15 protein-coding genes and 1 pseudogene are annotated in these 12759 nt (G+C 67.3%); 10 read left to right on the top strand and 6 right to left on the bottom strand.

Annotated features, from left to right (window positions below; translation table 11 throughout):
- The 4 genes from NHG85_RS03815 to NHG85_RS03800 all read left to right on the top strand — a co-directional run bounded on the left by NHG85_RS03815 (position 1) and on the right by NHG85_RS03800 (position 3496).
- On the top strand, positions 1-1137 hold the full coding sequence (locus NHG85_RS03815) for a c-type cytochrome (RefSeq protein WP_253329991.1): 1137 nt from the start codon (positions 1-3) through the stop codon (positions 1135-1137).
- A 107-nt stretch (positions 1138-1244) separates the two neighbouring features.
- On the top strand, positions 1245-1676 hold the full coding sequence (locus NHG85_RS03810; protein ID WP_253329990.1) for a DUF302 domain-containing protein: 432 nt from the start codon (positions 1245-1247) through the stop codon (positions 1674-1676).
- 3 nt (positions 1677-1679) lie between these two features.
- Positions 1680-2903, top strand: coding sequence for a 5-aminolevulinate synthase (gene hemA / locus NHG85_RS03805; RefSeq protein ID WP_253329989.1), 1224 nt, complete (start codon positions 1680-1682; stop codon positions 2901-2903).
- An 11-nt stretch (positions 2904-2914) separates the two neighbouring features.
- Entirely contained in the window at positions 2915-3496 is a 582-nt protein-coding gene (locus NHG85_RS03800) for a rhodanese-like domain-containing protein (protein ID WP_253329988.1), read from the top strand.
- Between the two features lie 28 nt (positions 3497-3524).
- Here the strand turns inward: NHG85_RS03800 and NHG85_RS03795 are convergent, their stop codons facing one another.
- On the bottom strand, positions 3525-3995 hold the full coding sequence (locus tag NHG85_RS03795) for a DsrE family protein (RefSeq protein WP_253329987.1): 471 nt from the start codon (positions 3993-3995) through the stop codon (positions 3525-3527).
- A 227-nt stretch (positions 3996-4222) separates the two neighbouring features.
- On the opposite strand from NHG85_RS03795, the gene NHG85_RS03790 reads away from it, so the two are divergent.
- Positions 4223-5614, top strand: a complete 1392-nt coding sequence (locus NHG85_RS03790) for an MBL fold metallo-hydrolase (protein ID WP_253329986.1) — start codon at positions 4223-4225, stop codon at positions 5612-5614.
- Between the two features lie 10 nt (positions 5615-5624).
- Positions 5625-6083, top strand: coding sequence for a protein tyrosine phosphatase family protein (locus NHG85_RS03785; RefSeq protein ID WP_253329984.1), 459 nt, complete (start codon positions 5625-5627; stop codon positions 6081-6083).
- Positions 6084-6125: 42 nt separating this feature from the next.
- Here the strand turns inward: NHG85_RS03785 and NHG85_RS03780 are convergent, their stop codons facing one another.
- Entirely contained in the window at positions 6126-6437 is a 312-nt protein-coding gene (locus NHG85_RS03780) for an ArsR/SmtB family transcription factor (RefSeq protein WP_253329982.1), read from the bottom strand.
- A 95-nt stretch (positions 6438-6532) separates the two neighbouring features.
- Here NHG85_RS03780 and NHG85_RS03775 point away from each other — a divergent pair, with 95 nt between their 5' ends.
- The 4 genes from NHG85_RS03775 to NHG85_RS03760 all read left to right on the top strand — a co-directional run bounded on the left by NHG85_RS03775 (position 6533) and on the right by NHG85_RS03760 (position 10139).
- Positions 6533-6967, top strand: coding sequence for a YeeE/YedE family protein (locus NHG85_RS03775; protein WP_253329973.1), 435 nt, complete (start codon positions 6533-6535; stop codon positions 6965-6967).
- 1 nt (position 6968) lies between these two features.
- Positions 6969-7412, top strand: coding sequence for a YeeE/YedE family protein (locus tag NHG85_RS03770; RefSeq protein WP_253329971.1), 444 nt, complete (start codon positions 6969-6971; stop codon positions 7410-7412).
- Complete coding sequence (locus NHG85_RS03765) at positions 7409-8326, top strand: MBL fold metallo-hydrolase (RefSeq protein WP_253329969.1); 918 nt, start codon at positions 7409-7411, stop codon at positions 8324-8326. Before NHG85_RS03770 ends, NHG85_RS03765 begins: the two co-directional genes overlap by 4 nt.
- Before the next feature lie 61 nt (positions 8327-8387).
- Positions 8388-10139, top strand: coding sequence for a SulP family inorganic anion transporter (locus NHG85_RS03760; protein ID WP_253329967.1), 1752 nt, complete (start codon positions 8388-8390; stop codon positions 10137-10139).
- A gap of 264 nt (positions 10140-10403) precedes the next feature.
- Here NHG85_RS03760 and NHG85_RS03755 read toward each other — a convergent pair whose 3' ends face one another.
- The 4 genes and pseudogenes from NHG85_RS03755 to NHG85_RS19765 form a co-directional block, all read right to left on the bottom strand.
- Entirely contained in the window at positions 10404-11180 is a 777-nt protein-coding gene (locus NHG85_RS03755; RefSeq protein ID WP_253329965.1) for a DsrE family protein, read from the bottom strand.
- Complete coding sequence (locus tag NHG85_RS03750) at positions 11167-11610, bottom strand: L,D-transpeptidase (RefSeq protein WP_370362964.1); 444 nt, start codon at positions 11608-11610, stop codon at positions 11167-11169. The genes NHG85_RS03755 and NHG85_RS03750 overlap by 14 nt, the downstream gene beginning before the upstream one ends.
- Before the next feature lie 300 nt (positions 11611-11910).
- A complete protein-coding gene (locus NHG85_RS19770) occupies positions 11911-12186 on the bottom strand; it encodes a sensor histidine kinase (RefSeq protein WP_370362965.1) in 276 nt (91 codons plus the stop codon).
- A 316-nt stretch (positions 12187-12502) separates the two neighbouring features.
- A pseudogene (locus NHG85_RS19765) lies at positions 12503-12685 on the bottom strand (histidine kinase dimerization/phospho-acceptor domain-containing protein); the annotation flags it as partial.
- Positions 12686-12759 lie beyond the last annotated feature (74 nt).

Genomic DNA, 12759 nt, shown 5'->3' with positions numbered 1-12759 from the left:
CTGGCCGAAGCCCCCGCTGCCGCCCGCGAGGGCGGCTACGGGCTGGGCCGCGAGGCGCTGCCCGAGGAGATCGCCGCCTGGGACATCGACATCCGCCCCGACGGCCAGGGCCTGCCCGAGGGGTCGGGCGACGTCTGGACCGGCGAGGAGGTCTTCGTCGCGCAATGCGCCTCCTGCCACGGCGATTTCGGCGAGGCGGTCGGCCGCTGGCCGCAGCTCGCAGGCGGCATGGACACGCTCGATCGCAAGGACCCGGTCAAGACCGTGGGCTCCTACTGGCCCTATCTCTCGACCGTCTGGGACTATGTCCACCGCGCCATGCCCTTTGGCGATGCGCAGTCGCTGGAGCCGGACGAGGTCTATGCGATCACGGCCTATCTTCTCTATCTCAACAACGTCGTGGACGATGATTTCGTGCTGTCGCGCGAAAGCTTCGCCGAGGTCGAGATGCCTAACGAGGGCGGCTTCAAGCCCGACGACAGGCCTGAGACCGAGCTGACCGCCTTCTCAAACGAGGCCTGCATGGAGGGCTGCAAGGAGAGCGTCGAGATCACCATGCGCGCCGCCGTGCTCGACGTGACGCCGGGCTCCGAGGAGGGCGAGGCCGAGGTGGTGGAAACCGCCATCGAGGTCGAAGAGCAGGCCGAGGCGCAGCCCGAGGGTGCCGAACCTGCCGAAGAGGCAGTGGCGGGCGATCAGCCCACCGCTGCGGAAGATGGGGCAGGAACAGCCTCCGCCGAAGGTGCCGACGCGGAAGCGGCCCCGGCGGAGGCGGCCGATGCCGCACCGGTCGAGGAGGCGAGCGCCGGGCCCGACCCGGAGCTTGTCGCAGCAGGCGAGCGCGTCTTCAAGAAATGCGCCGCCTGCCACCAGGTCGGCGACAATGCCCGCAACCGCAGCGGCCCGCAGCTCAACGGCATCGTCGGACGCAGCGCCGGCACGGTCGAGGGTTTCCGCTACTCGGGCGCGATGGAGGAGGCCGGGGCCGAAGGGCTGGTCTGGGATCACGAGAGCCTCGCGGGCTTTCTCGCCGATCCGCGCGGCTATCTAAAGGGCACCAAGATGTCCTTCGCGGGCCTGCGCAGCGAAGAGGACATCGCCGCCATTACCGCCTTTCTGGAGGCGCAGGGCGACTGAGCACTTCCCCGTGGCCGCTCATGTGGCCACGGGGGTCGCGCCGCACGAGCGGCCAGGGGATCGGCCGGGCCATGCCCGCCCCGACCCGCATCACAGGGAGGACGGCCATGAAACGGATCGTATTGGCGGCGCTGACGGCGCTCTGGGGCGGGGCCGCGGCCGCGCAGGAAGTCGTCACCTACCCCTTCGACGGCAGCTTCGACGACGCCACCTTCAGCGTCGAGAGCGCCATCGTCAGCGAGGGGTTGGTGGTCGATTACGTCAGCCATGTCGGCGAGATGCTCAACCGCACCGGCGAGGATGTCGGCAGCGATGTAACGCTGTTCGAAGCGGCGGACGTCTTTCTCTTCTGCTCGGCGGTGGTCTCGCGCAAGGTCATGGAGGCCGACCCGATGAACATTGCCCATTGCCCCTACGGGATCTTCGTGACCGACCGCGAAGGCGCGGTCGAGATCGGCTATCGCACCTTCCCCGAAGGTCCGATGCAGGAGGTGCAGGCGCTGCTCGACGGCATCGCGAAAGAGGCGGCGGGGCAGTAGCGGGTGGCGTTCGACAGCTTCTTCACCGCCGAGCTCGACCGCCTACGCGCCGAGGGCAACTACCGCCATTTCGCGGAGCTTGAACGGCATCGCGGCGCCTTTCCCGCAGCCACCCGGCATGACAGCGCAGCGCCTTCCGAGGTCACGGTCTGGTGCTCGAACGACTATCTCGGCATGGGCCAGCACCCCAAGGTGCTGGCCGCGATGCACGCGGCACTCGACGAGGTCGGCGCGGGCGCAGGCGGCACGCGCAACATCTCGGGCACCACGCGCCACCACGTGGCGCTGGAGCGCGAGCTTGCCGACCTGCACGGCAAGGAGGCAGCGCTGCTGTTCACCTCCGGCTACGTGTCGAACTGGGCCTCGCTCGGCACGCTGGCCGCGCGCATCCCCGGCTGCGTGGTGCTGTCGGATGCGGGCAACCACGCCAGCATGATCGAGGGCATCCGCCACAGCCGCGCCGAAAAGGTGATCTGGAAGCACAATGACCTCGCCGATCTGGAGGCCAGGCTCGCCGCCTTGCCCGCCAACGCGCCCAAGATCGTCGCCTTCGAGAGCGTCTATTCGATGGATGGCGACATCGCCCCCATTGCCGGTATCTGCGATCTCGCCGAGCGCTACGGCGCGATGACCTATCTCGACGAGGTTCACGGGGTCGGCCTCTACGGCCCGCGCGGCGGCGGCATCGCCGAGCGCGAGGGGCTGATGGGGCGCATCGACGTGATCGAGGGCACGCTCGGCAAGGCCTTCGGCGTGATGGGCGGCTATATCGCGGCCTCGGCGGCGCTGTGCGATTTCGTGCGCAGCTTCGCGTCCGGCTTCATCTTCACCACCGCTTTGCCGCCCGCCGTCGCCGCCGGGGCGCAGGCCGCCGTGCGGCACCTGAAGACCTCGGATGCCGAGCGCCGGTTGCAGGCCGAGCGGGTCGCCGCATTGCGCGCCCGGCTCGACGCCGCCGGCATCCCCCATCTGCCGAACCCGAGCCACATCGTGCCGGTGATGGTGGGCGACCCGGTGAAGTGCCGGTGGCTGTCGGACCTGCTGCTCGACGAGTTCGGCATCTACATCCAGCCGACCAATTACCCCACCGTGCCGCGCGGCACCGAGCGGCTGCGCATCACGCCCTCGCCCGTGCATGGCCAAGCCGATCTCGACCGGCTCACCGCCGCGCTGGAAACCCTGTGGGACCGGTGCCGCATCGCGCGCGTGCCGATGGCCGCGCAATAAGGAGATTGCCCATGATCCGCCTTGCCACACTCATCGCCCTCCTCGCCGCCCCGGCCCTGGCCGAACCGGTCGGCATCGATGCCGACCGCATGTCGGTCACGGTCGAGACGCCGGACGGCCCGATCGAGATCATGCGCGGGCAGGACAACGACGCCGTCATCACCGGCGATTTCGCCAAGACCTCGCGCGCCTGCCCGCCCTTCTGCATCCAGCCCATGACCCCGGCCGAGGGCGTCGCCACCATCGGCGAGCTTGAGCTTCTGGAGATGCTGGAGACCCCGGAGGCCGTGGTGATCGACAGCCGCACCCGCGAGTGGTTCGAGGGCGGCACCATCCCCGGCGCGGTCCACATGCCGTGGGACCGGATCACCGACCGGCTGGGCGAGCTGGGCTGCGAGCCGGATTTCGAGGGCTGGGACTGCTCGGAGGCCCCCGAGGTCGCGCTGTTCTGCAACGGGCCCTGGTGCGGCCAGTCGCCCACCGCGATCCGAGCGATGATCGGCGCGGGCTACCCGGCCGACAGGATCAGCTACTATCGCGGCGGCATGCAACTGTGGCGCCTGCTCGGCCTCACCGTGGCGAACGGGCGCTGAGCCGCGAGGCGCGGCCCAGCCTTGTGGATCAGGGTTTTACATAGGTGAAGCCCTGCTCCTGCAGGTAGTTCAGCTCGGCCACGCCCGAGGGCACGATCTGGTCCTCGAACACCTCGAAGAGATCCTCCTCATAGCTGATGTCGCGGCCGGTCAGCGTGTTGTTGCACACGAGGAAGGAGACGTTCTGACCGCGCAGGCTGGTCACGTCCATCTGCAGCTGCTCGTTCTCCATCGCATTTTGCAGCAGCCCGACGCCATTGCCGTGCAGCACGACCTTCACTTCGATGTTGTCGCGGCCAACGGCGTTGATGTGGTTCTGCACGTTGCGCAGCGCCCCCCGGTAGGCCTTGTCCGCCTCGCCGCCATGGCCGTTGATGTGATAGACCACCTTCTGCTGGCTATAGCGGTCGCTCTCGGCCGCAGCTGCCCCCGCCACCAGCAGCGTCAGCGCCGCCAGCCCGGCGGCCACGGCGCCGCGCATCCGTTTCAGTATCGTCATCGCTTCCTCCCTTGAGCGGGCATGGGCGGCATGCCCCACCGTTCCGGACCGAGGCCGCGCGCGGCCGCAGCGATCCGGCTGCGCCACTTCGACGCATTCATACATTCAACTACGTATTTGCCGCCTGTCCACCCTTGTTCCGGCATCGGCGAACTCACGCTCGGACCGAGGGTGGAAGGAACCTGCCCGGAAGTATTCTTGTTTTGATATATGAAGGAGGACACGAGATGACCCTGCGCTTCGAACAGATCCTGGCCGACGGCGTCGCCGAATGCTCCTACCTGCTGGGCGACGACGCGGCGCATGTCTGCGCCATCGTCGATCCGCGCCCCGACGTGGAGATCTACCTCGCGGCGGCGCGGCGCTTCGGCCTCGCCATCACCCATGTCTTCGAGACCCACATCCACGCCGATTTCATGAGCGGCGCGCGCGAGCTGGTCGACCGCCTCGGCGGGCAGGCCAAGCTCTACGTCAGCACCGAGGGCGGGGCCGAATACGGCTTCGACCACGAGGCGGTGAGCGACGGCGACGAATTCAGCTTCGGCGGGCTGCGGATGAAGGCGCGCTTCACCCCCGGCCACACGCCCGAGCACATGTCCTACTTCCTCTATGACGGCGACACCGAGACGCCATGGGGCGTGCTCTCGGGCGACGCCTTTTTCGTCGACAGCGTCGGCCGGCCCGACCTGATGGGCGACGACCAGACCGAGGAGCTGACCGAAAAGCTGTTCCACACGGTGCGCGACGTGTTCATGGCGCTGCCCGACGATGTCATCATCTATCCCTGCCACGGCGCGGGATCGGCCTGCGGGCCGGATATCGGCGACCGCATGTCGAGCACGATCGGCTATGAGCGGCGCTTCAACGACTACGCGAAGATCGAGAGCCTTGAGGAATTCAAGCGCGTCATGCAGGCGGACGCCCCGCCGGTGCCGACGCATTACCCTCGGCTCAAGAAGGTGAACGCCAAGGGCCCCGAGGTGCTGCGCAACCTGCCGCGCGTGCCGCCGCTGACGGTCGAGCAGTTCGCCCAGGCCGCCGAGGGCGGCGCGCAGATCGTCGACATCCGCGACATGATGGATTTCGGCGCGGGCCATGTGAAGGGCAGCCTCAACATCGGCGCGCGGCCCGAGCTGTCGGTCTGGGCCGGATGGCTTCTGGACCCGGACAAGCCGATCCATCTCGTGCTGCACGAGGACACCGATCTGCCCGAGGTCGTGAAGCTCCTGTGGCGCACCGGCTTCGACCGGTTCGGCGGCTATCTCGCAGGCGGCATGAGCGCCTGGCGCGAGGCGGGGCGGGAATTCGCGCAGATTCCGCAGATCTCGGTTCATGAGCTGAAGGACGCGGGCGACATCACCCCGCTTGACGTGCGCAAGCCCGACGAATGGGAGGGCGGCCATGTGCCGGGCGCGACCCACGCCTTCCTTGGCGAGCTGCGCGAAAAGCTGGGCGATCTCGATCGCTCCCGGACCTACGCCACCTACTGCGCCAGCGGCTTTCGCGCGAGCATCGCGTCAAGCCTGCTCGCAGCGCAGGGCTTCGAGAGCGTCCGCAACGTTCCCGGCAGCTGGAAGGCCTGGACAGCCGCTGGCTACGAAACCGAAAAACCAAGTTGAGGAGAACAGCATGCAGGACACCGTCCAGATCAACGACCGCTTCACCGTCGCGAAATTCGCCCCCGAGGCTGAGCAGATCAGGCAGGCCGGGCAGGAAGGCTTTCGCTCAATCATCAACATGCAAACCGATGACGAGGACAAGAAGCTCAAGATGAAGCCCGATGAGGAAGGCCGACTGGCCGAAGAAGCCGGGCTGACCTACCTCCATCACCCGGTGGATGGGCAGTCCCTCTCCAACGAGGTGGTCGACGCGTTCCGCCGCAAGGCCACCGAGTTGCCCGCCCCGGTGCTCGTTCATTGTGCCTCGGGTAAGCGGTCCGGCGCTCTCGTCATGATGCATATCGCCAGCGAGAACGGCATGAGCGGCGAGGAGGTCATCGAGAAGGCCGAGGAAATGGGCTTCGAATGCGACACGCCGGAGCTCGAAAGCTTCGTGAAGGATTACGTCAACAACCACAATGGTGGTTGACCCCCGCCCGCGCCCCCGCCCGGCCCTGCCGGGCGCGGGCGCTCACTGCGCCCCGCGCGCGCAATACAGCCTGTGCAGCGTCTCCAGCACCGCCACGACCTCGTCGCCGGTCACGTTGTAGTAGATCGTCTGCCCCTCGCGCCGCCCTACGACCAGGCCCGCTTCCTTCAACCTTTTCAGCTGCTGCGACATGGTCGGCTGCGACATGTCGCAGATCCGCGCCAGGTCGCCGACCGAGCGTTCGCCCTCGACGAGACGGCACAGGATACGCAGCCGCGCCTCTGAGGCCAGCATCCCCATCAGCGCCGCGGCGCCCGCGATGTCGCCGTCGAGGAAATCATCGGTGATTTTCATATACGACCCATTGAATATGCAGTAGCAGGAATATATAGATGTTCTGAAACAAGACAAGCCCGACCACGTTGGGCGATGTATCACGGAGTCGAGAGATGGAAACCTCATTCACCCCATGGCTGTCGCTGGCGGGCGGCATGATGATCGGGGCCTCGGCGGTGCTCCTGATGGCCACGAATGGCCGCATCGCCGGCATCAGCGGTCTGACCTCGCGCCTCTTCGCGCGCTCCACCGATGGCGAGGCGCGCGGCGTCTCGGCGCTGTTCGTGCTGGGCCTGCTCTTGGCCGCGCCGATCTGGCTGCTGGTGTCGGGCGACTGGCCGCAGCAATGGGTGCCGTCGAGCCCCATGTTGATGGCCGCCGCGGGCCTGCTGGTGGGCTTTGGTGCGACCTATGGCAATGGCTGCACCTCCGGCCACGGCGTCTGCGGCATCTCTCGCGGCTCGATGCGCTCGATCGTGGCCACGGCGACCTTCATGGCGGCGGCCTTCGCCACCGTCTTCGTCACCCGTCACGTGATCGGAGGCTGAGATGAAACAGATCTTCGCGCTTCTGTCGGGCCTGATCTTCGGCTTCGGCCTGATCGTTTCGGGCATGTCCGACCCGGCCAAGGTACTCAATTTCCTTGATGTCTTCGGCACGTGGGACCCGAGCCTCGCCTTTGTCATGGGCGGCGCCATCGCGGTGACGGCACCGGGCTTTGCCTGGCTCACGCGGAGCCGCTCGCGCCCGTTCTTCGACAGCCAGTTCCGCATCCCCAGCCGCACCGATCTCGACCCCAAGCTCATCACCGGCGCGGTGCTGTTCGGCACCGGCTGGGGGCTTGGCGGTTTCTGCCCCGGCCCGGCGCTGACCGCGCTGCCGATCATGGCGTCCGGCACGCTGATCTTCGTGCCGTTCATGCTGGCGGGCATGTGGCTCGCCCGGCACACCCCCGACCTCTCCACGCCCCTCAGCAAAGGAGCCACCTCATGACCGACCCCCTCAAGAGCCGCGTCGTGCGCCATTCGCCCTCGACCGGCGAAGGCAGCCCCGACGTCTGGGGCATCTACGAGCCCGACACCGGGTCGATCCAGTATATCTGCGCCGATCCCGCGACGCGTCAGGCGGCGCTGATCGACGTGGTGTGGAACTTCGACCCGAAGAACTACCGCTTTTCCACCGAGAGCATGGACCAGGTGCTCGACATCGTGCGCGAGAACGACCTGAAGGTGCAATGGGTGCTCGACACCCATCCCCATGCCGATCACGTCATGGCCTCGGCGCATCTGAAAGAGCGCACCGGTGCCCCCAATGCCATCGGCGCGCTGGTGCCCGAGATCGCCAAGATCTGGGCCGACATCTACAACCTGCCCGAGGCCTTCGCGCCGAGCCGCGATTTCGACCACCTGTTCGAGGAGGGCGAGACCTTCAAGATCGGCGATCTGGAGGCACGCGTGATGCTCTCGCCCGGTCACACCTTGGGCTCGATCACCTATGTCTGCGGCGACGCGGCCTTCGTGCATGACACGCTGATGCAGCCCGACGCCGGCACCTCGCGCTCGGACTTCCCGGGCGGCAAGACGGCCGAACTGTGGGATTCGATCCAAGCGATCCTCGCCCTGCCCGGCAACACCCGGCTGAACGTCGGCCACGACTACGGCACCAAGGAGCGCCGCGAGCCGATGTGGGAGGCCACGGTCGACGAGCACCGCGCCCACAACATCCATGTCAAGGACGGCACCAAGCGCGAAGATTACATCGAGCGCCGCCAGAGCCGCGACAAGACGCTGGCCCTGCCCAACCGCATCCTCGCGGCGCTGCAGATCAACCTGCGCGGCGGGCGGCTGCCCGAGGCCGAGGATGACGGCAACCACTACCTGAAGCTGCCGGTGAACCGGTTCGACTGAGCTTTGGGGCGGCCTGCGGGCCGCCCGCCTTCCTTCCCCAAACCATGCCGGACGGACCGAGATGACCCTGCCCCCGCTGTCGCGCTACCTGCCGATCCTCGATTGGGGGCGGCGCTACGACCGCTCGACCTTCACCGGCGACATGGTGGCGGCGGTGATCGTGACGATCATGCTGATCCCGCAATCACTGGCCTATGCGCTGCTCGCGGGCATGCCGCCCGAGGCCGGGATCTATGCCTCGATCGCGCCGATCCTGCTCTACGCGATCTTCGGCACCTCCCGCGCGCTGGCAGTCGGCCCGGTCGCCGTCGTCTCGCTGATGACGGCGGCGGCGGTGGGCAACATCGCCGAGAGCGGCACCGCCGGTTACGTGGCCGCCGCGCTGACGCTGGCCTTCCTGTCGGGCGCGATGCTTCTGGCGCTGGGGCTGTTCCGCCTCGGCTTTCTGGCGAACTTCCTGTCCCACCCGGTGATCGCAGGCTTCATTACCGCGTCCGGCATCCTGATCGCGGCGAGCCAGCTGCGCCACATCCTCGGCATCGAAGCCGAGGGTCACACGCTGATCGAGATACTCGGCAGCCTTTTTGCGCATCTTGGCGAGATCAATCTCATCACCGTCGCCCTGGGCGTCTCGGCCACGGCCTTCCTGTTCTGGGTGCGCGGCGGGCTGAAGCCGCTGTTGCGCCGCCTCGGGCTCGGGCCCCGCATGGCCGATCTCGGGGCCAAGACCGGCCCGGTGCTGGCCATCGTCGCCACCACCCTCGCCGTCTGGGCCTTCGATCTCGGAAAACGCGGCGTCGCCATCGTCGGCGAGGTGCCGCAAAGCCTGCCGCCGCTCACCCTGCCCTCCTTCTCGCCCGAGCTTCTGTCGCAGCTCTTCGTGCCTGCGCTGCTCATTTCGATCATCGGCTTCGTCGAGAGCATCTCGGTCGCGCAGACGCTCGCCGCCAAGAAACGCCAGCGCATCGACCCCGATCAGGAGCTGATCGGTCTTGGCACCGCCAACCTCGGCGCGGCCTTTACGGGCGGCTTTCCGGTGACGGGCGGCTTCTCGCGCTCGGTGGTGAACTACGACGCGGGCGCCGAGACGCCCGCCGCGGGCGCCTTCACCGCCCTCGGTCTCGCGCTGGCCGCGCTGTTCCTGACGCCGCTCATCCACTACCTGCCGAAAGCCACCCTTGCGGCCACGATCATCGTCGCCGTTCTCAGCTTGGTCGATTTTTCGATCCTGAAACGCGCCTGGGCCTTCAGCCGCGCCGATTTCGCCGCCGTGTCGGTGACGATCCTGCTGACGCTCCTCTTCGGCGTCGAGCTCGGTGTGACGGCGGGCGTGGTCACCTCGATCCTCGTGCATCTTTACAAGACCTCGCGCCCGCACATGGCCGTGGTGGGGCGCGTCCCCGGCACCGAGCATTTCCGCAACGTGCTGCGCCACGAGGTCGAGACCCAGCCGCAGGTGCTGACGCTGCGTGTGGACGAGAGCCTCTACTTCCCCAACGCCCGCTTTCTCGAAGACCAGCTGTCGACCTACGCCGCCGACAAGCCCGAGCTGACCGACGTGGTGCTGATGTTCCCGGCGGTGAACGAGATCGACCTCTCGGCGCTGGAATCGCTCGAAGCGATCAACACCCGGCTTCGCGACGCGGGCGTGCGGCTGCATCTGAGCGAGGTGAAGGGCCCGGTGATGGACCTCCTCAAGCGCAGCCATTTCCTCGATGAGCTGACCGGCGAGGTCTTCCTCAGCCAGCACGAGGCCGCCTGCAAGCTGGGCGGCGATGCCCCGACGCGCGCCGTCACCGACGGCGCGGCTTGAAACGGCGCAGAAGTTTTCGGGGGCACTATGCCAGTCTCGCGGCGCGCGCGCGCATCAGTGCAGACCGTCGCGGAGCGAACGCGGCCTGTCCCGGCCTTGATCGAAGCTGGCAAGAACACCGGGATGGGTGGGAGGTCACCGTCTCTATGAGGCTGGATCGATTGCGCTGATGAGGTGAGACCCCAAGCCAGCTGCCCGATAAAGAAGCAGGCTTGGGGTCATGTCACCGGATGCGTGATTACCGAAGTTTCCGCAGTTGCGGGCTCACATCGGCATCAGCGAATAGCCCTGCGACTGCAGAACCGGAATGGCCGAGAGCGCCGAAAGGGTCATCTGCACACCGGGCGCGAGCATCGTTTCGTCGACGCCGTGCGATGCCGCGGCTTGGGAGCAGACCATGATCTGCACCCCCGCGTCCTGAAGGGCCGCGATCAGCTCGAGATTGGGGTTCGCTTCGCCATTCGCGGCCCTCGACGCCTCATCGGACATGATCGCCTCGGTCGCGCCGCCATGCACGATGACGATGAAATCGCGGTTCTCCTGCTCGACACCCGCCAAGCCATAGACGTTCACGGCGCGGGCCGTGCGCCAGAGATTGGCATTCGCCCCGTCGGGCATCGTCTTGTCCGATGAGACGCTGAACACGATCTGATGCAGCTCTTCGGCGCTCGGTTGCAGCGTGGCCCCGGGCGCGTCGACGATTCTGCCAAATCCTTCGATGACGGGCGTCACCCCTTCCGGCTGGCTGGCAGAGCCTGTCTCGGACTGGGCCGAAGCTAGGCCGGGCACCATGGCAAGGCCGAGCGCCAGACCCAAGGAGAGGACGGGTTTCGTGAATTGAGCGGCGACTGCTGCCATGATGGTTTTCTTCTTCGATTGATGTTTACGCCAAAAGAGCCGGGCACTTGCGGCTTCGCGGCCATCGGGCTGGGTCAACGAGGCAATTCGAAGCGCACGGACCGACGGAGTCGCCCGGATGTCGGCGATCAGCCCCGCAGCTTTCTTGCAAGGGGCCGTCGAAGCCCCTTCAGCCATGGGCATGGCCCGATCCGGCGGACTGACCGGCCTTTGGGTAAAGGAACATTCTCGTCTCGAGAGGCACCTTCTCGTAGAGGTCGATGATCTGATCGTTCACCAGCCGGGCGCAGCCATTCGAAACTGCCGTTCCGTTCGTCTGCGCACGGTTCGTACTATGGATCCTCAGGAAGGTGTCGTAGCCGTCATTGAACAGGTAGAGCGCCCGCGCGCCTAGAGGATTGTCCACGCCGCCCGGCATTCCGCCCGCCCATTTCTCGTAAACCTCCGGCTCGCGTTCGAGCATGCCCGGAGTGGGCGTCCAGCTTGGCCATTCCTTCTTGGTCTGAATAACGAAGCTGCCGGCCTCGTAGAGGGTGTCACGGCCCACGCCGACCGCATAACGGAGCGCCCGTGCGCCCGGCAGCGTCCAATAGAGCGCGAAATCATCCGGCATGATGTGGATCTGGCCCGCCGGTATTCCTTTCGCGATCGGCACCTCGCGGGGCGGAATCGGGGTCGCCGTCGCGGCGGCGTCCTGACCCCATGCTCCGCTCAGGGGCAGCGCTCCGACGGCAAGGCCACCTGCCGCGTTCTTGAGAAAACCTCGTCTCAGCATGCTTCACCTCATCTGCTTGGGCCCCACGACCGGCACGGGCCATGCCCTCGGCCCTGCCGGGACCGGATTTCCGGGTTGACCTATTTGGGGGTATTCCTGTCTTGGCGCCTCTCCGATCCGGGCAAGCTTAAGGTTTGCTTACGAACGCGGTTTGGAAGACGCTTTTTCAACGTCCGGCATCGGCGGCTCGTTCCCCGAGGGACCAGCGCAGGGCAACACAACCCGCACAGCCTCGCCGCCATCCGCACGCGCCGCGAATTCGAGCCGCGCGCCAAACCGCTGGAGCGCCGCCTGCGCGATCGACAGGCCCAGCCCGCTCCCCGCCGCCGAAGCGTTCGCCCCGCGAAAGAACCGCTCGGTCACGCGGAGCCGGTCCGCCGCCGGAATCCCCGGGCCGCGATCGAGAACCGACACGGCGATCTGTTGGCCCTGCACCGTTCCCTCGATCTCGACCTCGCTCCCCCGGCGGACTGGCAAGGACCGCGTTCTCGACGATGTTGCGCAGCGCGACGGCGGGAAGCACGGGGTCGGAGATCCGGCAGAGGAGCCCCGGCGCCATCTCTACCCTGATCCGCACCTCTCGCTCCGCGGCGAGCCGCCCCACCTCCTGCGCTACATCGGTCACGAGGCGCGTCATGTCGGTGATACCGCCCTCCTCGACCGGCGCGCCGTCGACGGCGGCGAGTTCGAGAAGCTGCCGCACCATCCGGTCGGTCCGGGCGACGCCGCTTTCAATCCGCGCCAGCGCCTTTTGCCGCGTCGCCTCGTCCGGCGCCATCGCCGCGATCTGCGCTTGGGTCTTGATCCCGACAAGCGGGGTCTTCAGCTCGTGCGCGGCAAAGGCGGTGAAGCTCTTTTCTCGCTCGCGCGCGGCGGCGACGCGGGCGAAGAGCCCGTCGAGCGCAGCCCCCATGGGCCGGATCTCGCGCGGCAGAGGGCCCGCCGACACCGGCCCGAGATCCTCGGCCGTGCGCGCCCCGAGCGCCC

It is taken from the genome of Limimaricola litoreus, assembly GCF_024159025.1.
In the GTDB taxonomy this organism is placed as follows: Bacteria; Pseudomonadota; Alphaproteobacteria; order Rhodobacterales; family Rhodobacteraceae; genus Limimaricola; species Limimaricola litoreus.
Note: the sequence above shows the minus strand (reverse complement) of the source record. Positions and strands in the feature narration are given on the sequence as shown.

Bases quoted from the DNA above. Each gene is read 5' to 3' on its own strand.
- NHG85_RS03770 (WP_253329971.1), top strand. From the start codon at position 6,969: ATGAAACAGATCTTCGCGCTTCTGTCGGGCCTGATCTTCGGCTTCGGC.
- NHG85_RS03785 (WP_253329984.1), top strand. From the start codon at position 5,625: ATGCAGGACACCGTCCAGATCAACGACCGCTTCACCGTCGCGAAATTC.
- NHG85_RS03765 (WP_253329969.1), top strand. From the start codon at position 7,409: ATGACCGACCCCCTCAAGAGCCGCGTCGTGCGCCATTCGCCCTCGACC.
- NHG85_RS03795 (WP_253329987.1), bottom strand. From the start codon at position 3,995: ATGACGATACTGAAACGGATGCGCGGCGCCGTGGCCGCCGGGCTGGCG.
- NHG85_RS03780 (WP_253329982.1), bottom strand. From the start codon at position 6,437: ATGAAAATCACCGATGATTTCCTCGACGGCGACATCGCGGGCGCCGCG.
- NHG85_RS03750 (WP_370362964.1), bottom strand. From the start codon at position 11,610: ATGCCGGATGATTTCGCGCTCTATTGGACGCTGCCGGGCGCACGGGCG.
- NHG85_RS03760 (WP_253329967.1), top strand. From the start codon at position 8,388: ATGACCCTGCCCCCGCTGTCGCGCTACCTGCCGATCCTCGATTGGGGG.
- NHG85_RS03810 (WP_253329990.1), top strand. From the start codon at position 1,245: ATGAAACGGATCGTATTGGCGGCGCTGACGGCGCTCTGGGGCGGGGCC.
- NHG85_RS03790 (WP_253329986.1), top strand. From the start codon at position 4,223: ATGACCCTGCGCTTCGAACAGATCCTGGCCGACGGCGTCGCCGAATGC.
- NHG85_RS03755 (WP_253329965.1), bottom strand. From the start codon at position 11,180: ATGCCCATGGCTGAAGGGGCTTCGACGGCCCCTTGCAAGAAAGCTGCG.
- NHG85_RS03800 (WP_253329988.1), top strand. From the start codon at position 2,915: ATGATCCGCCTTGCCACACTCATCGCCCTCCTCGCCGCCCCGGCCCTG.
- NHG85_RS03775 (WP_253329973.1), top strand. From the start codon at position 6,533: ATGGAAACCTCATTCACCCCATGGCTGTCGCTGGCGGGCGGCATGATG.